This window comes from Escherichia sp. MOD1-EC6162, from assembly GCF_002965125.1.
Lineage (GTDB): Bacteria > Pseudomonadota > Gammaproteobacteria > Enterobacterales > Enterobacteriaceae > Escherichia > Escherichia marmotae.
On the sequence record NZ_PTSB01000009.1, the window covers coordinates 94,301 to 112,980 of the forward strand.

Genomic DNA, 18,680 nt, shown 5'->3' on the forward strand with positions numbered 1-18,680 from the left:
TGGCGAAAATTAACACATTGTTGAAGATGGTAAATAAAAAAAGCCCCACCAGGCTGGCGGGGCAAAAAGAATAGCTAATTAGCTATTTAACGCGGGACGTTCGCTGATAGCGATACGCTGCGCTGCGATGGGTTCAGGCTCATTACGAATTAAATCAATATGCAGCAAACCATTTACGAAGGTTGCACCAGAGACTTCCATATTTTCTGCCAGCGTAAAACTCAGGCTAAAAGGCTGATTCATAAGACCTTGATGCAGCCATTTTTTCTCTTCTTTGGGCTGCTCCGGCGTGCCTTTTACGCTCAGGCGAGTACCTTCCAGTTGAATATCTAAATCTTCCTGACGGAAGCCCGCCAGCGCAAGAGTAATGCGGTAGTGGTTATCGTCGCTTTTCTCAATGTTGTACGGCGGGAAGCTCTGGCTTTCACCGGCGTTTTGCAGTGCGTTGGCCAGTTTGTCAAAACCGATCCATTGACGCATCAGTGGGGATAAATCGAAGTTACGCATAGTCATTTCTCCTTCTAAGAAGCGAGTAAGTACCTGCAAATCCGAGGATTCGCATATGCTCCCTGACGGCGAGCATGAAGTTGCCAGGCCGCACCAGGCGGCCTTAGAGAATTAGTTGATTTCGATACGGCGCGGTTTTTTCGCTTCCGGAATCACGCGTTCGAGATCGATATACAGCAGACCGTTCACCAGGTTAGCGCCACGAACATGAATGTTTTCTGCTAACTGGAATTTGCGTTCGAAGTTGCGTTCAGCGATGCCCTGGTACAGATAGGTGCGCTCTTTTTGTTCGTCGGCGTGAGCACCTTTCACCACCAGCAGATTGTCCTGGGCGGTAATTTCCAGTTCACTCTCAGCAAAACCAGCTACAGCGATAGCAATGCGATAATGGTTTTCGTCTACCAGTTCAACGTTATACGGAGGGTAGCCACCATTACTCTGGCTCTGGTTGTTTTCTAAGTGGTTAAACAAACGGTCAAATCCAATTGCAGAACGATAAAGCGGGGATAAATCAAAGTTACGCATAATCAATAGCTCCTGAAATCAGCGAGAATGTAAGACCTTCCACAATGGACAGGTCGGATAGCCAGAACACCCATCAGGCGCGTTCTCATCGGCTACGGTATAAAAATGGGTCTGGATATGCACTTTTCAAGTCTTTCCAACGGACTTTTTTTTGCAGTTTATGGTCTATTGCATAGACTGAGGGGCAGCACGAAACGTTAAAGTGCGATAGCCGCCACAGTGCGACATGATGATGATGTTATTTTCAGCAAGGGATCGCTATAACACATCATGCCAACACCAACGATCAACTGATGAATTTATTATGATAAGAAATGTGTTGTTAGCACTCTTAATGTGCAGCGGGATGGCGTTAATGACAGGATGTTCCAGCGTGATGTCCCATACAGGGGGCAAAGAGGGAACATACCCTGGCACCCGTGCCAGCGCCACCATGATTGGTGACAATGAAACCAACTGGGGCACTAAGTCACTGGTGATTCTTGATATGCCGTTTACCGCTGTTATGGACACGCTTTTACTGCCGTGGGATGCATTCCGCAAAGACAGTTCAGTGCGCTCACGCGTGGAAAAAAGTGAAGCCGACGCGCAGGCCATCAATGCCGTCATTCCACCAGCCCGAATGCCAACGAACTGAATTAGTGGCCAGTTTCGGTGACCCACAACTGGCCAGCTTCCATCCACGCCAGCCATTGACCATCTGGCGAGAAGACCACGGCGTCTGCCGAAGGTTGGTTGGCGTGATTTTCGGTTAAATACTCAACTTCACCGCTTTGCGCATGTGCACAGGCAATACGATTATCCAGCACAAAACCCAGCCATTCTCCTGACGGATGCCAGTTAAACGCTGACTGAATATCCGTTTTGTTATCGGTTAACTGGCGCGGTTCGCCGCCCTGTGGGGAGATAAGCCACAATTGCACAATACCGTTATCGTCACGCATTAAAAACGCGATTTGCGTCCCCTGTGGGTTACAACGCACCCAATGGCGTGGAACGTTGACTAACCCTGGGTAAGTACGATGGTGAGTAAAGGTTAAACGTCGCTGCACGACACCACGCGGCGGCGCTGGCAGGGTTGATTCCGTGCCGCTTAACGGCTCCTCACCAGCCGCTTTCCAGCCGTTTTCATTTTGTGGCAGCTCTACAATAAACAGCTCCGGTACTTTCTCGCCGTTCAGCGAAAGTGTGTCGCCAATAAACGCCAGCGCGTGGTTTCCGACCCATCCCTCTTCATAAGCGCGATTGATTTCATCACTGCCCGGCTGCGGCGTGGGCGTGGTTTTACTTACCAGCACGCACCAGTGGCTGCCGCTGTATTCGCGCGGATGCTGTTTGTGTACGTTAACCGGGCCAAACGGTGCCGCAACCCCGACGTTTCGCAAATCCAGCGCCGGGCGGCATTCATGTAGTACATGGTCGTTATAGGTAAAACTCACCATTTCACCGTTCGGGCTAAAGACATGTACATGACTGCCGCCACGTAGCGCCCCAGGAGTGTACGGAACGGTAATATCCATGGCATCGAGATTGCTCATCTTTCCGCCTTCAACAATCACGCCGCGGCGGTGATGGAAATCGTAATGCCATGTTTCATCAGGATTTTCTGGGCCGTGGATGAAGACATATTTCTCCAGCTTCGGATGAACGGTCACCACGCCAACGTGTGCACCCTGTGACGCCTGGTAAATAACTTCAACCTCGCCGGTATGGATATTCACACGCTCAATTGTCTCGCCGGTAAACGACGCGCCAGAAGGCCGCACGTCAAATACCAGCCACTGGCTATCGGGTGTCCAGGTGTTGGTATTGGTGAGCAGGTGGTTTCGTGAAGCGTTGGTGAGTTGTTTCATGGCGTGATCCTGATACAAAACGGTTTCCGCCATCATACTTCACAAGGACTTCACTTTCAGACAATAGTCTTTTGCCATCGTGATGAATGTGAGTAAAAAGATGGAACATTTTGACGTAGCGATTATCGGCCTCGGCCCGGCGGGTTCCGCACTGGCGCGGCAGTTAGCAGGAAAAATGCAGGTGATTGCACTGGATAAAAAGCACCAGTGCGGTACAGAAGGTTTCAGCAAACCTTGCGGTGGTCTGCTGGCACCGGACGCGCAGCGTTCTTTTATTCGCGACGGGCTAACGCTCCCTGTCGATGTGATCGCCAACCCACAGATTTTCAGCGTCAAAACCGTCGACGTCACAGCATCGCTCACGCGTAACTACCAGCGAAGCTATATCAATATTAATCGTCATGCCTTCGACTTGTGGATGAAATCGCTGATCCCTACCAGCGTTGAGGTTTACCACGACAGCCTGTGCCGGAAAATCTGGCGTGAGGATGATAAATGGCATGTTATTTTTCGCGCCGATGGCTGGGAGCAACACATTACTGCCCGCTATCTGGTCGGTGCTGATGGTGCAAACTCGATGGTGCGGCGACATCTCTACCCGGATCATCAGATTCGTAAATATGTCGCTATCCAGCAGTGGTTCACAGAGAAACATCCGACGCCGTTCTACTCCTGTATCTTTGATAATGCGATAACTGACTGTTACTCATGGAGTATCAGCAAAGACGGTTATTTTATTTTTGGCGGTGCCTATCCGATGAAAGACGGCCAGGCGCGTTTTGCGGCGCTGAAAGAGAAAATGAACGCCTTTCAGTTCCAGTTTGGCAAAGCGGTGAAAAGTGAAAAATGCACCGTGTTGTTTCCCTCACGCTGGCAGGATTTTGTCTGCGGTAAAGACAATGCTTTTCTTATTGGCGAAGCAGCGGGATTTATCAGTGCCAGCTCGCTGGAGGGGATTAGCTATGCGCTGGATAGCGCGGAAATACTGCGTTCGGTGCTACTGAAGCAGCCGGAGAAAATCAATGCCGCTTACTGGCACGCCACCCGCAAACTGCGTTTAAAACTCTACGGTAAGATCCTGAAAAGCCGATGCCTGACCGCACCGGCCTTAAGAAAGTGGATTATGCGCAGTGGCATTGCACATATTCCACAGTTGAGAGATTACCCAACGCGCTTCACATCGCCTACCAGCAGGATGTAAGAGAGCGCGCCAATCAACGCGACGGCGGAGATATAAACCAGTGCAGGTGCAAAACCGTAACCCTGCGCCAGGTAACCCACCACCAGCGGAACGGTGATACCCCCCAAACCACCGGCGAAGTTAAACACCCCGCCGGTTAAACCAATCAGGCGCATCGGTGCCAAAGAAGAGACCAGCGACCAGGTAATCGAAGCAAAACCGTTACCGAAGAATGCCAGCGCCATCAGACACATAATCATCATCGGGTCATTGGTATAGTTAGCACCCATAATGCAGGTGGAGATCAACAAGCCGCAGATTATTGGTGTTTTACGCGCAAAGCCCAGCGAAAAGCCCTTCCGCACCAGCAGATCCGCTACCCATCCTGAGAGCAGTACACCGACAAACGCAGCGAGAAATGGCACCGTGGTCATAAAACCCGCTTTCAACGCCGTTATCCCTTTTTCCTGGGTTAAATAGTTCGGGAACCAGGTTAAGAAGAACCACAGCGTAGACGCCACCGCAAATTGCCCGAGATAGACGCCGATCAGTTTACGATGGAACACCAGTTTCCAGTCTTTTGCCGTTAACGGCTGACGCGCCTCTTTTTTCACCGGCGCATCGCCATCCACCAGACCGCCACCATCACGAATGTAATCCAGCTCAGCTTTGCTGATGCCTTTAGTCAGGCGCGGCGGCTGGTAAACTTTAAACCAAATCAGCGACCAGATAATGCCGATACCGCCGGTGACAATGAACACCCAGTGCCAGCTCAACATCTCCTGAATCCAGATCAGCAGCGGAGTCAGAAACGCCAGACCGACAAACTGACCAGAGGTATAAAAACCAACGGCAGAAGCACGTTCATGTTCCGGGAACCAACTGGTCACCATACGGTTATTGGTCGGGAAAGCGGGCGCTTCGAAAATACCGGTTATCGCCCGCAGACCAATTAATGACATTAAGCCCGTGGCAAATCCCTGGAATAATGTCGCCACCGACCAGCCAAATATCGCAATAAAATAAGTCACACGTGAACCCACGCGATCTAAAAACCAACCGCCGGGGATCTGACATAAGGTATAAAGCCAGGCGAAGGCCGAAAATACATAGCCCATTTCGGCTTTAGTAATACCGAACTCTTCCTGAATATGGGCGGAAGCCACGGCCAGGTTGGCGCGATCGACATAACAAATCACTACCGTAATAAAAATCATCACTAACGTCAGATAACGCCGACGCCCCGGCTTTGCTGCATTTACGGGAATATCCATAGCGAGCTATCTCCTGATTTTGGGCATAGCGAGGCCGCTCACCATGCCCTGTAAGTTACAGAGGGTTATATTTTTGTATTGCTGTTTTAGTGCCCGATGAGGGGCTTACGTGGCAGGAATTACCACTCTGCTACGCTGTTATCTTCATGACGCCAGAGCGGATTACGCCAGTCCGGGGCATTTTTACTGAACTCAATGACTTTGGCTTCGTCGATTTCCACGCCTAAGCCCGGTTTCGTTAGCGGTTTAAAGAAGCCGCCGACCATGCTGAAGTCCTCTTTGTTTTTCACAAAGTCGAGTAACTCCGCGCCTTTGTTGTAATGAATGCCCATACTTTGTTCCTGAAGTACGGCGTTATAGGAGACAAAGTCGATATGCAGGCAAGCAGCCAGTGCAATGGGGCCGAGCGGACAGTGCGGCGCAAGAGTCACGTCATAGGCTTCCGCCATTCCGGCAATTTTGTAGCATTCGGTAATACCGCCCGCGTGGGAGAGATCCGGTTGCAGGATCGAAATTCCCCCCGCCTCCAGCACGCGTTTAAAATCGAAGCGCGAGAACATGCGTTCCCCAGCTGCCAGCGGAATGTGAGTTTGCGCCGCCAGTTTCGGGTAGTATTCGGCTTGTTCCGCCAGCACCGGCTCTTCAATAAATAGCGGGCGATACGGTTCCAGTTCTTTAATCAGCACTTTCGCCATCGGCGCGCTGACGCGACCGTGAAAATCAAGGCCAAACTCAATCTGATTACCAAAGGCTTCACGAATTTGTGCCACGGTGTTGACCGCCGCATCTACCGCGCGGGAGTTATCAATCAGACCCAGTTCTTCACAACCGTTCAGTTTGAAAGTATCGAAGCCGATTTCACGCAGGGTTTTAATGCCGTCGATAACATCCGCCGGACGATCGCCGCCGACCCAACTGTAGGCTTTGATTTTGTCGCGGACCAGGCCACCCATTAGTTGCCAGACGGGCGCATTCAGCACTTTGCCTTTGATATCCCATAACGCCTGGTCGATCCCGGCGATGGCGCTCATCAGAATGGGGCCGCCACGATAAAAACCGGCGCGATACATCACTTGCCATAAGTCGTTGATGCGCGATGGATCCTGACCAATAAGATAGTCACCCAGCTCGTGAACTGCCGCTTCCACCGTGCGGGCGCGGCCCTCAATCACCGGTTCGCCCCAACCGACCACGCCTTCATCGGTTTCAATTTTCAGGAACATCCAGCGGGGAGGTAAACGATACGTGGTAATTTTGGTAATTTTCATTGCACTGCCTCTCGATACGCCTTAACAAATGCTGCTGCCTGCTGCGCGGTACGTTCCACGGACTGTCCGGCGCGATAGAGATCGCTACCTAAGCCCGCTCCAGCACAACCAGCGTCTATCCACTGCGCCAGGTTTTCTGGCGTCACGCCGCCAACGGCAAAGACCGCGATGTCCTGCGGTAATACCGCTTTTAATGCTTTGATGTATTGCGGGCCAAAAGCCGATGACGGAAATATTTTCAGTGCCTGCGCGCCTGCTTCGAGCGCGCTAAAGGCTTCGGTCGCCGTCGCACAACCGGGGCAAACGGTCATGCCGTAACCCACCGCACGACGAATGACCTCACTATGGATATTGGGCGTAACGATGAGCTGGCAGCCCATCCTGGCGAGCGTATCAACCTGCTCAGGTTTCAGTACCGTACCTGCGCCAATCAACGCTTTGTCGCCGTATGCTTCAACGACTGCGGGAATGCTTTGCTCCCATTGGGGAGAATTCAGCGGGATTTCAACCGCGTCGAACCCGGCGTCAATCACCGAGCCAACATGCGCCAGCGCCTCGTCAGGCGTAATGCCGCGCAAAATGGCGATCAGTGGGAGTTTAGTTTGCCACTGCATGAGCAATGCTCCTTATACCAGCCAGAAATGCCGTGTCGCCCGCCACCGCCGTTACGTCGCAACCCATAGCCTGAAAGGCTTGTTGGTAACGCACGGTCAGCGATGTTCCGGCGACAAGGGTGATAGCCTGTTGATGAGCCACGTCGTCGCGCATACTGCCGACCTCAGCACCAATCAACAAACCAGAGAGAAATTCGCTGACCTGTTCGCGGGGAAGCGTTCCCAGCACATGCGAGGCGCGAACTTCAAAAAGTTGCGGCAATACGGCGGGAGCATTAAGGCCGCGTTCAAGACCGGCCGCGAAGGCATCGGCAGAGTTTTCCTGCGGCGGCAAACCAGCCCCAATCAATGACTGATTTAGCAGTAAATGGTGCAATTCACCGGTCATCACGGTGCGAAAATCGTTGATTTGCTGGCTATCGGCTTGCACCCATTTGCAATGCGTACCGGGCATAACATAAAGAGAGGAAGGAGCAAGAGCACGCGCGCCAAGCAATTGTGTTTCTTCGCCGCGCATCACATTGTGGTTATCATCATGAGAGACGCATAATCCGGGAATAATCCAGATATTGTCGCCAACAGACGTTAACTGTTCACCAATAGATGAGAAACAGGCAGGAACGGATAAATAAGGAGCGACTTTCCAGCCAACATTGCTGCCGACCATTCCTGCCATCACCACTGGCGTATTCTCTTCACGCCAGCCTGCTATCACTTCTGCTAACACCGCAGCCGGAGATTTTCCGTTCAGGCGCGTGACGCCTGCTTCTGATTGCCTGCTGTCCAGGCAGTTGTCGCTCTGATAAAGCCAGGCGCGCAGATTGGTCGATCCCCAGTCAATTGCGATGTAGCGAGCTGTCATGTGATTTCCTTTAATCTTCGTGTCGAGCTGGCGATCATGGTAAGCGCCGCCTGCTCTGCCGCATCGCCGTCCTGATGCCGTATCGCATCGAACAGCGCCTTATGTTCCTGAAGCGTTTGCGGCATGTTGGCCTCATCGCCCATCCAGGTTCGTTCAAAAACTGCCCGCTGCAGCGAACTAATCGCGATGCTAAGTTGCTGTAACACCGGGTTATGTACCGACTGAAGTACCGCCTCGTGGTAGCGAATATCAGCTTCGTTAAACGCCTCGCGATCCTGATTGTTGGCAATCATCTCGTTCAGCGCCGATTCAATCTGCGCCAGATCGCTGGAGGTCGCGCGCTCCGCCGCCCAGCGGGCAATCGCTGGTTCCACCAGATTTCGTACTTCGCTCATTGCACTGATAAGCCGTGGGTCGTAGTCGTTTTCCAACACCCATTGCAGTACGTCAGTGTCGAGGTAATTCCACTGATTACGCGGTGCCACAAATGCGCCGCGATAACGCTTCATTTCAATCAGCCGCTTCGCCATCAGCGAGCGGAACACTTCACGAATGATGTTGCGCGAGGTTTCAAACTCCTCACAGAGTTCCGCCTCGGCCGGAAGCGGCGAGCCAGGTACATATTTACCGTGAACGATCTGTTTACCCAGTGTAATGACAATGCGATCGGTTTTATTGAGAGTCATGAAGAGTCCTTGTGCTCTGTATGTTCTGCTCTACTTTACCCCGATCGATGCATAACGCGGCAACTTTGTAGTACCAACATGATGATATTCGCGTTTACTGTGCGTGTAATGTAGTACAAACACGTATTGTTGTACTACAATTTAGATCACAAAAAGAACAATACATAAGAAAATGGCATCCATCAGGCACAAATCTGAAAAGGGTTGTCAGGGAGTAAACAGGCGGGGAAATAAAGGTATGCTTCCAACGGCTTAGCATTCTTGTTTAAAGGATTAATCATGCAATTGAATTTTCAGGGATTTATTAAAGCAGCCTGTTTATGTTCTTTAGCATTCGCGTTGACCGGATGTCTAACCGCTGGACTGGTTTTCAATACCGCAAGCTCTCCACATGCCCAGCAATGGCGCTCAGACACGATTAAGGGTCTATCGCTGGCAGAGGATAGTAACGGTACGAAAGGCTATGTTTTTGTTGGAGAGTCGCTGGACTACCTGTTGACCAACGGCGGCGATGAGGTGGTTAAAATGCTGAACGACCCGGCAATTCATGGCGAAAGAATCACCGTTTCCGATAACGCGAAATTTATTTTAAGCAGCGGTGATACGAATTTTTCTGGTGCCATAACGCTCTATTACGACTGGGATAATGAGGAAGATAAAGCACTGGCGACACAATATGGCTTTGTGTGTGATACCCAGCGTTGTACATGGATGCTGGACGGCCTGAAAGGCTCTATCCACCAGAAAAATAAAAAAGCGGATTACTCAAACGTGATGGTTTTCCATCAACCCTTTACAGTGGGATTTTATAAGTACAAAACAACAGATGGCGTCCCGCGCGGCCTCGCTAACGCGTTGCTGCCAGTCACTCTTACGCTGGATATAGTAACATCACCACTCCAGTTCCTGATTTTATGCACGACCAGAAATTGTTAATCGCTGCGGGCAAACGCGTTTATGCAGTTTGCCCGCCCACTGATTAATTCAGCACATACTTTTCAATAGCAAACGCCACGCCATCTTCAAGGTTGGATTTGGTGACAAAGTTCGCCACTTCTTTCACCGAAGGAATAGCGTTATCCATCGCCACACCGACGCCTGCATATTCAATCATTGCGATGTCGTTTTCCTGATCGCCAATCGCCATGATTTCTTCCGGTTTAATGCCCAGCACATCCGCCAGCGATTTCACACCGGTACCTTTATTGACGCGTTTGTCGAGGATTTCGAGGAAGTACGGCGCGCTTTTCAGTACGGTATATTTCTCTTTCACTTCCTGCGGAATACGCGCGATGGCCTGGTCGAGGATGGCGGGTTCATCAATCATCATCACTTTCAGGAACTGGGTGTCAGGGTCCATTTTCTCCGCTTCGCAGAACACCAACGGAATGGTCGCCACAAATGATTCATGTACCGTGTAATAGCTGATGTCACGGTTGGCGGTGTATAGCGTGGTGCGATCCAGTGCATGGAAATGAGAACCGACTTCGCGAGAGAGTTTTTCCAGGAAACGGTAGTCGTCATAACTCAGGGCTGTTTGCGCCACGGTGCTGCCATCAGCGGCCTTCTGCACCAGTGCGCCGTTATAAGTAATACAGTAGTCGCCCGGCTGTTCCATATGTAGCTCTTTCAGGTAGCTGTGAACACCTGCATAAGGACGACCTGTCGTCAGCACGACATTCACCCCGCGAGCGCGAGCTGCGGCAATCGCATTTTTAACGGCGGGTGAAATGGTGTGATCGGGCAGCAGAAGGGTGCCATCCATATCGATAGCAATGAGTTTGATAGCCATGAGTTCCCCAGGTAGATTGATTCCTGACCCATGCTAACGCGATTCCGCTCAAAAATCAGTACAACACCCGAGGGAAAAGGGGGATGCAACGCGCCTTGCGTGCTCCCCTTTTGCTTAGCGGAAGAGTTTCCCTTTCAGCAACTCCATGCCTGCGGAAAGCAGATCGTTATTGGCTTGCGGTGAAACTTCGCCCTGCGGAGATAGCGCATCAATAATCTTCGGCAATTGTTCTGCCAGCATGTTGGAAGCAGCACTGGTATCTACGCCGAGTTTTTGCCCGAGATCGGCTACTGCATTCGTACCCAGTGCCGATTCCAGTTGTTCGCCGCTAACCGGTTGATTGCCCTGTTGATTACTCAACCAGGTTGAGAGAATGGCACCTAAGCCGCCACTTTGCAGTTTCTCCAGCAGCACCTGGATGCCTCCCTGCTCTTCAACCCAGCTCAGAATGGCCTGATATTTCCCCGCATCGCCTTTCAGAAAGGCACCGACAACTTCATCGAAAAGTCCCATGATAATCACCTGTAAAGCGTTACGTGTTGACTCAGAAAGTATAGTTCTGCGGGATGATAGTTGCGGATTACAGGAGTAAAAAGGGCGGAGATCATCTCCGCCCTTTTCTTATAGCTTCTTGCCGGATGCGGCGTAACCGCCTTATCCGGCCTACAAAATCATGAAAATTCAATATATTGCATGAGTATTGTAGGCCTGATAAGCGTAGCGCATCAGGCACGCTCGCATTGCTAATGCCATTAAATATCGATATTCGCCGCTTTCAGAGCGTTCTCTTCGATAAACGCACGACGCGGTTCAACGGCATCACCCATCAGAGTTGTGAACAACTGGTCGGCAGCAATCGCATCTTTAACGGTAACGCGCAGCATACGACGGCTTTCCGGATCCATAGTGGTTTCCCACAACTGCTCCGGGTTCATTTCGCCCAGACCTTTATAACGCTGGATGGAGAGGCCACGACGGGACTCTTTCACCAGCCAGTCCAGCGCCTGCTCGAAGCTGGCTACCGGCTGACGACGCTCACCACGTTCGATAAACGCATCTTCTTCCAGCAAGCCACGCAGTTTCTCGCCCAGCGTGCAGATACGACGATATTCGCCACCGGTGATGAACTCGTGATCCAGCGGGTAGTCAGTATCCACGCCGTGGGTACGCACGCGAACAATCGGCTCGAACAGGTTTTTCTCGGCATTGGTGTGGACATCAAACTTCCACTGGCTGCCATGCTGCTCTTTATCGTTCAGTTCTGTCACCAGCGCATTCACCCAACGGGTAACAACCTGCTCGTCAGAGAGATCCGCTTCCGTCAGCGTCGGCTGATAGATAAGCTCTTTCAGCATCGCCTTCGGATAACGACGTTCCATACGAACGATCATTTTCTGCGCCGCATTGTACTCAGACACCAGCTTTTCTAACGCTTCGCCAGCTAAAGCTGGTGCACTGGCGTTGGTATGCAAAGAAGCACCATCCAGCGCGATGGAGATTTGGTACTGATCCATCGCCTCATCGTCTTTAATGTACTGTTCCTGCTTGCCTTTCTTCACTTTGTACAGCGGCGGCTGGGCAATGTAGACGTGACCGCGTTCAATGATTTCCGGCATCTGACGATAGAAGAAGGTCAACAGCAACGTACGAATGTGCGAGCCGTCGACGTCCGCATCGGTCATGATGATAATGCTGTGATAACGCAGTTTGTCCGGGTTGTACTCGTCACGACCGATACCGCAGCCAAGCGCGGTGATGAGCGTTGCCACTTCCTGGGAAGCCAGCATCTTATCGAAACGGGCTTTCTCGACGTTGAGGATTTTACCCTTCAACGGCAGAATCGCCTGGTTTTTGCGGTTACGCCCCTGCTTCGCAGAGCCGCCCGCGGAGTCCCCTTCCACAAGGTACAGTTCAGAAAGCGCCGGATCGCGTTCCTGGCAGTCCGCCAGTTTGCCCGGCAGGCCGGCTAAGTCCAGTGCACCTTTACGACGCGTCATTTCACGCGCACGACGTGCCGCTTCACGGGCGCGGGCAGCATCGATAATTTTACCAACCACGATTTTCGCATCGGTTGGGTTTTCCAGCAGGTATTCTGCCAGCAGTTCGTTCATCTGCTGTTCTACCGCCGATTTCACCTCAGAAGAAACCAGTTTGTCTTTAGTCTGGGAGGAGAATTTCGGATCTGGTACTTTCACGGACACAACCGCAATCAGGCCTTCACGCGCATCGTCGCCGGTGGCGCTGACTTTGGCTTTTTTGCTGTAACCTTCTTTGTCCATGTAGGCGTTCAGAGTACGGGTCATCGCCGCACGGAAGCCCGCCAGGTGAGTACCGCCATCACGCTGCGGAATGTTGTTGGTAAAGCAGTAGATGTTTTCCTGGAAGCCATCGTTCCACTGCAATGCCACTTCAACGCCGATACCGTCTTTTTCGGTGGAGAAGTAGAAGATGTTCGGGTGGATCGGCGTTTTATTCTTGTTCAGATACTCAACGAACGCCTTGATACCGCCTTCATAGTGGAAGTGGTCTTCTTTGCCGTCACGTTTGTCTTTCAGGCGAATGGAAACGCCGGAGTTAAGGAAGGATAACTCTCGCAGGCGTTTCGCCAGAATTTCATATTCAAACTCGGTTACATTGGTGAAGGTTTCGAGGCTCGGCCAGAAACGTACCATAGTGCCGGTTTTATCGGTATCGCCGGTAACCGCCAGCGGTGCCTGCGGTACACCGTGCACGTAGATCTGACGGTGAATTTTACCTTCACGCTGGATAACCAGCTCCAGTTTTTGCGACAGGGCGTTTACTACCGAAACACCAACGCCGTGCAGACCGCCGGACACTTTATAGGAGTTATCGTCAAATTTACCGCCTGCGTGCAGCACGGTCATGATCACTTCTGCCGCCGATACACCCTCTTCCGGGTGAATACCGGTCGGAATGCCACGCCCGTCATCCTGTACAGAGACGGAATTATCAGCATGAATAGTGACGATAATTTCTTTACAGTGACCCGCGAGCGCTTCGTCGATAGCGTTATCTACCACCTCGAATACCATGTGGTGCAGACCGGTGCCGTCATCCGTGTCGCCGATATACATACCAGGGCGCTTACGCACCGCATCCAGCCCTTTCAGGACTTTGATACTGGAGGAGTCATAAGAATTCGACATCAACGTTTCTCGCTCATTTATACTTGGGTTAATCCGTTATTTTACCCTTTTCCACGGTAAACATCTTCGAATTTTCGTCCGACATGTCTATAACGTGTTCAGCACTGATCGCGCTGACAAAGACCTGTGATTGCGTCGCTTTTAAGCGGCTGGCAAGCAGCCCGCGACGCTCATCATCAAGCTCAGAGGCAAAATCATCTATCAGGTAGAGACACCGCCGCCCGCTTTCACGGGTGAGGAACTCTCCTTGCGCCAGACGTAAGGCGCACATCAGCAGCTTAAGCTGCCCACGCGATAAGGTATCTTCCACCGGCGCACCGTCGGCGCGAATGCGTAAGTCCGCTTTATGCGGGCCGTGCGCGGTGTAGGTTAGCTGGCGATCGCGTTCAAAATTACGTTCCAGCACCTCAGCGTACTCTGTCTCTTTCTCCCAGCCGCGCTGGAAAGAGAAAGTCAGAGAAAACTCAGGGAGAAATTGCTTACAGGTATCGGCCATATCGGCGGCGATACCGGCGCTGTACTGGGCGCGCCAGGCGCTGATTTGCTCCGCCAGCGGGATCAGTTCTTTATCCCACGGGCGGAGCTGTTCGTAACGTGACACCTGCCTCAGCGCCGCATTACGCTGCTTGAGCAATCGCTTGAGATTGCTCCAGGCGGTGAAAAATCCGGGTTCGTTGTGAAAGCATCCCCAGTCGAGGAATGCTCTTCTGTATTTGGGGCCACCGTTGAGTAAAGTAAACCCCTCAGGCGTTATCAACTGCATCGGCATCAGGTGCGCCAGTTCCGCAACTTTATGCCCGTCAGTACCGTCAATACGGACTTTACTGTCGCCCTGTTTGTCTTTGGTTAAGCCAATCGCCGTCTCGCGCTCTGCGCCCTGTAAACGCCCGTGAAGAACAAACGCCTCCTGCTCGTGGCGAATGACGCGACCAATCTGCAAACTGCGAAACGCCCGGCCGTGGCCGAGCGTATAGATAGCTTCCAGCACGCTGGTTTTGCCACTGCCGTTGGCACCCACCAGAAAGTTAAAGCCGGGAGATAAAGCGAGATCCGCGGTTTCGATATTGCGGAAATCGCGGATCAACAAGCGGGTGAGGGACATTACAGTCTCATTGGCATGACAACATAAGCCGCACTCTGGCTGGCCGCATCTTCAATCTGCACGCTGGAAACTGAATCGGTCAGCATCATGCGCACGTTTTCACATTTCAGCGCGTTCAGAACATCCAGCACATAGCTGACGTTAAAGCCGATTTCCATCTCCGCGCCGCTGTAGGTGACGTCGAGGATCTCTTCCGCTTCTTCCTGTTCCGGGTTGTTGGCGGTGATCTTCAGTTGATTTTCACTGACATACAGACGCACGCCACGGAATTTCTCGTTAGAGAGAATTGCCGCACGAGCAAACGCCTGCTTGAGCAGATCGCAGCCTGCTTCCAGATGTTTGTCCGGGTTCTTCGGCAGAACGCGACGGTAATCCGGGAATCGACCATCCACCAGTTTGGAGGTAAAAATAAAGTCACCTACGTGGGCGCGAATGTTGTTGCTGCCAATCTGCACGCGCAGCGGATTGTCGCCGCCGTCGAGCATACGCATCAGTTCAATCACGCCTTTACGCGGCACGATCACCGAATGGCTCGGCAAAGACTGACCAATTGGCATTGAACAGACCGCCAGGCGGTGGCCGTCAGTCGCCACGGTGCGCAGTTCTTCACCTTCGGTTTCGAACAGCATACCATTTAAGTAATAGCGAACGTCCTGATGCGCCATCGAAAACTGGGTCGCTTCAATCAGACGTTTCATCGTTGCCTGCGGCAGGGTAAATTCAACTTCGCTCTGCCAGTCATCAAGGTTCGGGAAATCCGCCGCTGGCAGAGTAGAAAGCGAAAAACGGCTGCGCCCGGAGCGCACCAGCATCCGCTCACCTTCCAGTTGCACAGCAATTTCCGCGCCTTCAGGCAGACCACGGCAGATATCAAAGAATTTGCGCGCCGGAACGGTCGTCGCCCCTGGTTCGTGCGGCTGAATCAGCGCAACACGAGCCACCATTTCCATCTCGAGATCAGTACCGGTCAGCGACAACGTACCGTCAGCAACCTGTAACAGCAGATTACCGAGAATCGGTAGCGTAGGACGACCACCTAACGGACCGCTTACCTGTTGTAGCGGTTTTAATAAATGCTCACGTTCTACGGTAAATTTCATAGGTTTACGATGACAATGTTCTGATTAAATTTGAAAAATCTTCTTTGATATCATGGCTCTCTTCACGCAACTGCTCGATCTTACGGCAGGCATGAAGCACCGTTGTATGGTCACGACCGCCAAACGCATCACCGATCTCCGGCAGACTGTGGTTAGTCAGCTCTTTCGCCAACGCCATCGCCATCTGGCGCGGACGTGCCACCGAGCGAGATCGACGCTTGGAAAGGAGATCTGCGACTTTGATCTTGTAGTACTCCGCCACCGTCTTCTGAATATTGTCGATGGTGACCAGTTTTTCCTGCAATGCCAGCAAATCGCGCAACGCTTCGCGCACGAAGTCAATGGTGATCGCCCGTCCGGTAAAGTTGGCGTTAGCAATAACACGGTTCAGCGCCCCTTCCAGCTCACGCACATTAGAGCGTAGACGCTTGGCGATAAAGAATGCCACTTCACCCGGCAGACGAATGTCATTTTCGTCTGCCTTTTTCATAAGGATCGCCACACGGGTTTCCAGCTCTGGCGGTTCGATCGCCACAGTCAACCCCCAGCCGAAGCGGGATTTCAAACGATCCTCAACGCCGTTGATCTCTTTCGGATAACGATCCGAAGTAAGAATGATCTGTTGATTACCTTCCAGCAAGGCGTTAAAGGTGTGGAAAAACTCTTCCTGGGATCGTTCTTTATTAGCAAAAAACTGAATATCGTCGATCAGCAGCGCGTCAACAGAACGGTAGTAGCGTTTAAAGTCTTCGATCGCGTTGTTTTGCAGGGCTTTTACCATGTCCTGAACAAAGCGTTCGGAGTGCATATAAACCACTTTGGCATTCGGCTTGCGCGCCATAATGCCATTGCCCACCGCATGTAGCAGGTGAGTTTTACCCAGCCCCGTGCCGCCATAAAGGAACAGCGGGTTATAGGCACCGCCAGGGTTGTCTGCCACCTGACGAGCCGCCGCGCGCGCCAGTTGGTTAGATTTACCTTCGACGAAGTTATCAAATGTATGTTTAACGTTAACGTTGGAACGATAGGTCGGTTCTGCCGGAGCCGGAACGTTATCCCAACCTGAGCGCGTAGAAGGCGCAGCACGTTGCGGTTGCACCTGAGCAGCCTGAGCCGGTGCAACTGTATTGCTGGCAGGGACTTTCAGCGTTTGTGTCACGGGCTTTGTGCCCACTTCAAAACGCAACTGTGGGGCATCCGCTCCGCAGAAACTGGTTAGCAGTCCATTGATATTATTGAGGTACTTGTCCCGTACCCAATCGAGGACAAAACGGTTTGGCGCGTACAAGGCCAGCGTGTTATCGCTCAGTTCCGCCTGCAATGGGCGTATCCACATACTGAATTCTGTGGCTGGTAACTCATCCTGCAATCGGGCAAGACATTGCTGCCAAAGCGAAAGTGACACGGCGGACTCCACTCGAACAAAAGTCGATTATGACTAAGGCTGAAACATTCATGATTGTTGACGCACGTCGAAAAGACCCTGCATAAGGGTGACGCACGAACCGCTGTCTGCGGTTATATGCCCGATCAAGATCCTGCAAAACGATCGGGACCGCGGATCATAGCCTAAACTGCGCAAGAGATCTTCTGTTTCTCACAGATTTTCCCGATTTATCCACAGGATGATCCAGAACCCGCTAAGTGTAAACGATCCAGACACCAGGCGGGCACGATTTAAGCCGCATATTGGAAAATTTAATGACCATAGACAAAATTAGGCTTAATCGATCTAATAAAGATCCTGGACGATCCTTGCGCTTTATCCGGTAGCCCGTATAATCCTCCACCCGGCGCGTAATGCTGGTTTTCACCGGTATATAGTTGTACTTTTTCCCTGTGAAAAGGTGCGGAAAAGCGCGGTAAATAAGGAAAGAGAATTGACTCCGGAGTGTACAATTATTACAATCCGGCCTCTTTAATCACCCATGGCTTCGGTGTCCATCGTTCGGTTTTCGGGCGGATATCCAATAAAGCCATTGAATTTATTCAAGTTTAGGTAGAAATCGCCATGAAACGCACTTTTCAACCGTCTGTACTGAAGCGCAACCGTTCTCACGGCTTCCGTGCTCGTATGGCTACTAAAAATGGTCGTCAGGTACTGGCACGTCGTCGTGCTAAAGGCCGTGCTCGTCTGACCGTTTCTAAGTAATAAAGCTAACCCCTGAGTGGTTAAGCTCGCATTTCCCAGGGAGTTACGCTTGTTAACTCCCAGTCAATTCACATTCGTCTTCCAGCAGCCACAACGGGCTGGCACGCCGCAAATCACCATCCTCGGCCGCCTGAATTCGCTGGGGCATCCCCGTATCGGTCTTACAGTCGCCAAGAAAAACGTTCGACGAGCGCATGAACGCAATCGGATTAAACGTCTGACGCGTGAAAGCTTCCGTCTACGCCAACATGAACTCCCGGCTATGGATTTCGTGGTGGTGGCGAAAAAAGGGGTTGCCGACCTCGATAACCGTGCTCTCTCGGAAGCGTTGGAAAAATTATGGCGCCGCCACTGTCGCCTGGCTCGCGGGTCCTGATAGCCCTCATTCGGGTCTACCAACGCCTGATTAGTCCGCTACTCGGGCCGCATTGTCGTTTCACTCCAACTTGTTCAAGCTACGGAATTGAGGCATTGCGCAGGTTTGGAGTGATAAAAGGCAGTTGGTTGACGGTGAAACGCGTATTAAAATGCCACCCTTTACACCCTGGTGGTGACGATCCCGTCCCGCCCGGACCATTTGATACCAGAGAACACTAAC

General features: G+C 51.9%; 21 protein-coding genes and 1 other annotated feature. Of the genes, 7 read left to right on the forward strand and 14 right to left on the reverse strand.

Annotated elements, in window-relative coordinates:
* Positions 1-78: 78 nt before the first annotated feature.
* Positions 79-507 carry a small heat shock chaperone IbpB gene (gene ibpB, locus A9587_RS09920; protein ID WP_001243426.1) on the reverse strand — a complete coding sequence of 143 codons (429 nt, stop codon included), beginning with the start codon at positions 505-507 and terminating at the stop codon, positions 79-81.
* A gap of 111 nt (positions 508-618) precedes the next feature.
* On the reverse strand, positions 619-1,032 hold the full coding sequence (gene ibpA, locus A9587_RS09925) for a small heat shock chaperone IbpA (RefSeq protein WP_001243437.1): 414 nt from the start codon (positions 1,030-1,032) through the stop codon (positions 619-621).
* Positions 1,026-1,098 (reverse strand) — a sequence feature (ROSE (Repression Of Heat Shock gene Expression) occurs in the 5'-region of heat shock genes and acts as an RNA thermometer to modulate expression.). (Overlaps the previous gene by 7 nt.)
* A gap of 238 nt (positions 1,099-1,336) precedes the next feature.
* Here ibpA and A9587_RS09930 point away from each other — a divergent pair.
* Positions 1,337-1,669 carry a YceK/YidQ family lipoprotein gene (locus tag A9587_RS09930; RefSeq protein WP_010377863.1) on the forward strand — a complete coding sequence of 111 codons (333 nt, stop codon included), beginning with the start codon at positions 1,337-1,339 and terminating at the stop codon, positions 1,667-1,669.
* Position 1,670: 1 nt separating this feature from the next.
* Here the strand turns inward: A9587_RS09930 and A9587_RS09935 are convergent, their stop codons facing one another.
* The gene (locus A9587_RS09935) at positions 1,671-2,885 is read right to left on the reverse strand and encodes a DUF3748 domain-containing protein (RefSeq protein WP_016249427.1); all 1,215 of its coding nucleotides are present in this window, start codon (positions 2,883-2,885) and stop codon (positions 1,671-1,673) included.
* A gap of 100 nt (positions 2,886-2,985) precedes the next feature.
* Between A9587_RS09935 and cbrA the strand changes: the two genes are divergently transcribed.
* Positions 2,986-4,086: a colicin M resistance lipid reductase CbrA gene (cbrA, locus tag A9587_RS09940; protein ID WP_016249428.1), complete on the forward strand. Its 1,101-nt coding sequence runs from the start codon at positions 2,986-2,988 to the stop codon at positions 4,084-4,086.
* Here cbrA and A9587_RS09945 read toward each other — a convergent pair.
* The 5 genes from A9587_RS09945 to dgoR form a co-directional block, all read right to left on the reverse strand.
* Positions 4,047-5,339 carry an MFS transporter gene (locus A9587_RS09945; protein WP_000354284.1) on the reverse strand — a complete coding sequence of 431 codons (1,293 nt, stop codon included), beginning with the start codon at positions 5,337-5,339 and terminating at the stop codon, positions 4,047-4,049. The genes cbrA and A9587_RS09945 overlap by 40 nt on opposite strands.
* Positions 5,340-5,458: 119 nt before the next feature.
* On the reverse strand, positions 5,459-6,607 hold the full coding sequence (gene dgoD / locus A9587_RS09950; protein WP_000705001.1) for a galactonate dehydratase: 1,149 nt from the start codon (positions 6,605-6,607) through the stop codon (positions 5,459-5,461).
* The gene (gene dgoA / locus A9587_RS09955) at positions 6,604-7,221 is read right to left on the reverse strand and encodes a 2-dehydro-3-deoxy-6-phosphogalactonate aldolase (protein WP_105263486.1); all 618 of its coding nucleotides are present in this window, start codon (positions 7,219-7,221) and stop codon (positions 6,604-6,606) included. The genes dgoD and dgoA overlap by 4 nt, the downstream gene beginning before the upstream one ends.
* Positions 7,205-8,083 (reverse strand): 2-dehydro-3-deoxygalactonokinase, encoded by an 879-nt coding sequence (gene dgoK, locus A9587_RS09960; protein WP_016249429.1) that lies wholly within the window; start codon positions 8,081-8,083, stop codon positions 7,205-7,207. Before dgoK ends, dgoA begins: the two co-directional genes overlap by 17 nt.
* Positions 8,080-8,769, reverse strand: a complete 690-nt coding sequence (dgoR, locus tag A9587_RS09965; RefSeq protein WP_001517430.1) for a D-galactonate utilization transcriptional regulator DgoR — start codon at positions 8,767-8,769, stop codon at positions 8,080-8,082. The genes dgoK and dgoR overlap by 4 nt, the downstream gene beginning before the upstream one ends.
* A gap of 279 nt (positions 8,770-9,048) precedes the next feature.
* On the opposite strand from dgoR, the gene A9587_RS09970 reads away from it, so the two are divergent.
* Positions 9,049-9,705: a hypothetical protein gene (locus A9587_RS09970; RefSeq protein ID WP_105263487.1), complete on the forward strand. Its 657-nt coding sequence runs from the start codon at positions 9,049-9,051 to the stop codon at positions 9,703-9,705.
* 43 nt (positions 9,706-9,748) lie between these two features.
* Here A9587_RS09970 and yidA read toward each other — a convergent pair whose 3' ends face one another.
* The 6 genes from yidA to dnaA all read right to left on the reverse strand — a co-directional run bounded on the left by yidA (position 9,749) and on the right by dnaA (position 17,335).
* Positions 9,749-10,561: a sugar-phosphatase gene (gene yidA, locus A9587_RS09975; RefSeq protein WP_061090992.1), complete on the reverse strand. Its 813-nt coding sequence runs from the start codon at positions 10,559-10,561 to the stop codon at positions 9,749-9,751.
* 114 nt (positions 10,562-10,675) lie between these two features.
* Positions 10,676-11,074: a YidB family protein gene (locus A9587_RS09980; RefSeq protein WP_000522197.1), complete on the reverse strand. Its 399-nt coding sequence runs from the start codon at positions 11,072-11,074 to the stop codon at positions 10,676-10,678.
* A 239-nt stretch (positions 11,075-11,313) separates the two neighbouring features.
* The gene (gene gyrB, locus A9587_RS09985; RefSeq protein ID WP_000072079.1) at positions 11,314-13,728 is read right to left on the reverse strand and encodes a DNA topoisomerase (ATP-hydrolyzing) subunit B; all 2,415 of its coding nucleotides are present in this window, start codon (positions 13,726-13,728) and stop codon (positions 11,314-11,316) included.
* Between the two features lie 28 nt (positions 13,729-13,756).
* On the reverse strand, positions 13,757-14,830 hold the full coding sequence (gene recF / locus A9587_RS09990; RefSeq protein WP_000060099.1) for a DNA replication/repair protein RecF: 1,074 nt from the start codon (positions 14,828-14,830) through the stop codon (positions 13,757-13,759).
* Positions 14,830-15,930 carry a DNA polymerase III subunit beta gene (gene dnaN, locus A9587_RS09995; protein ID WP_000673456.1) on the reverse strand — a complete coding sequence of 367 codons (1,101 nt, stop codon included), beginning with the start codon at positions 15,928-15,930 and terminating at the stop codon, positions 14,830-14,832. The genes recF and dnaN overlap by 1 nt, the downstream gene beginning before the upstream one ends.
* Positions 15,931-15,934: 4 nt before the next feature.
* Positions 15,935-17,335, reverse strand: a complete 1,401-nt coding sequence (dnaA, locus tag A9587_RS10000; RefSeq protein ID WP_016249432.1) for a chromosomal replication initiator protein DnaA — start codon at positions 17,333-17,335, stop codon at positions 15,935-15,937.
* A gap of 296 nt (positions 17,336-17,631) precedes the next feature.
* Between dnaA and A9587_RS25650 the strand changes: the two genes are divergently transcribed.
* The 4 genes from A9587_RS25650 (at position 17,632) to yidD (ending at position 18,679) form a co-directional block, all read left to right on the forward strand.
* Positions 17,632-17,703, forward strand: coding sequence for a hypothetical protein (locus A9587_RS25650; protein WP_122983130.1), 72 nt, complete (start codon positions 17,632-17,634; stop codon positions 17,701-17,703).
* A gap of 238 nt (positions 17,704-17,941) precedes the next feature.
* Positions 17,942-18,082, forward strand: coding sequence for a 50S ribosomal protein L34 (rpmH, locus tag A9587_RS10010; protein ID WP_000831330.1), 141 nt, complete (start codon positions 17,942-17,944; stop codon positions 18,080-18,082).
* Between the two features lie 16 nt (positions 18,083-18,098).
* Positions 18,099-18,458 carry a ribonuclease P protein component gene (rnpA, locus tag A9587_RS10015; RefSeq protein WP_000239730.1) on the forward strand — a complete coding sequence of 120 codons (360 nt, stop codon included), beginning with the start codon at positions 18,099-18,101 and terminating at the stop codon, positions 18,456-18,458.
* Complete coding sequence (yidD, locus tag A9587_RS10020; RefSeq protein WP_001307474.1) at positions 18,422-18,679, forward strand: membrane protein insertion efficiency factor YidD; 258 nt, start codon at positions 18,422-18,424, stop codon at positions 18,677-18,679. The genes rnpA and yidD overlap by 37 nt, the downstream gene beginning before the upstream one ends.
* Position 18,680: the final 1 nt, after the last annotated feature.

Excerpts from the sequence above, each read along its gene's own strand:
- ibpB (WP_001243426.1), bottom strand. The coding sequence starts at position 507 with ATGCGTAACTTCGATTTATCCCCACTGATGCGTCAATGGATCGGTTTT.
- ibpA (WP_001243437.1), bottom strand. The coding sequence starts at position 1,032 with ATGCGTAACTTTGATTTATCCCCGCTTTATCGTTCTGCAATTGGATTT.
- A9587_RS09930 (WP_010377863.1), top strand. The coding sequence starts at position 1,337 with ATGATAAGAAATGTGTTGTTAGCACTCTTAATGTGCAGCGGGATGGCG.
- A9587_RS09935 (WP_016249427.1), bottom strand. The coding sequence starts at position 2,885 with ATGAAACAACTCACCAACGCTTCACGAAACCACCTGCTCACCAATACC.
- cbrA (WP_016249428.1), top strand. The coding sequence starts at position 2,986 with ATGGAACATTTTGACGTAGCGATTATCGGCCTCGGCCCGGCGGGTTCC.
- A9587_RS09945 (WP_000354284.1), bottom strand. The coding sequence starts at position 5,339 with ATGGATATTCCCGTAAATGCAGCAAAGCCGGGGCGTCGGCGTTATCTG.
- dgoD (WP_000705001.1), bottom strand. The coding sequence starts at position 6,607 with ATGAAAATTACCAAAATTACCACGTATCGTTTACCTCCCCGCTGGATG.
- dgoA (WP_105263486.1), bottom strand. The coding sequence starts at position 7,221 with ATGCAGTGGCAAACTAAACTCCCACTGATCGCCATTTTGCGCGGCATT.
- dgoK (WP_016249429.1), bottom strand. The coding sequence starts at position 8,083 with ATGACAGCTCGCTACATCGCAATTGACTGGGGATCGACCAATCTGCGC.
- dgoR (WP_001517430.1), bottom strand. The coding sequence starts at position 8,769 with ATGACTCTCAATAAAACCGATCGCATTGTCATTACACTGGGTAAACAG.
- A9587_RS09970 (WP_105263487.1), top strand. The coding sequence starts at position 9,049 with ATGCAATTGAATTTTCAGGGATTTATTAAAGCAGCCTGTTTATGTTCT.
- yidA (WP_061090992.1), bottom strand. The coding sequence starts at position 10,561 with ATGGCTATCAAACTCATTGCTATCGATATGGATGGCACCCTTCTGCTG.
- A9587_RS09980 (WP_000522197.1), bottom strand. The coding sequence starts at position 11,074 with ATGGGACTTTTCGATGAAGTTGTCGGTGCCTTTCTGAAAGGCGATGCG.
- gyrB (WP_000072079.1), bottom strand. The coding sequence starts at position 13,728 with ATGTCGAATTCTTATGACTCCTCCAGTATCAAAGTCCTGAAAGGGCTG.
- recF (WP_000060099.1), bottom strand. The coding sequence starts at position 14,830 with ATGTCCCTCACCCGCTTGTTGATCCGCGATTTCCGCAATATCGAAACC.
- dnaN (WP_000673456.1), bottom strand. The coding sequence starts at position 15,930 with ATGAAATTTACCGTAGAACGTGAGCATTTATTAAAACCGCTACAACAG.
- rpmH (WP_000831330.1), top strand. The coding sequence starts at position 17,942 with ATGAAACGCACTTTTCAACCGTCTGTACTGAAGCGCAACCGTTCTCAC.
- yidD (WP_001307474.1), top strand. The coding sequence starts at position 18,422 with ATGGCGCCGCCACTGTCGCCTGGCTCGCGGGTCCTGATAGCCCTCATT.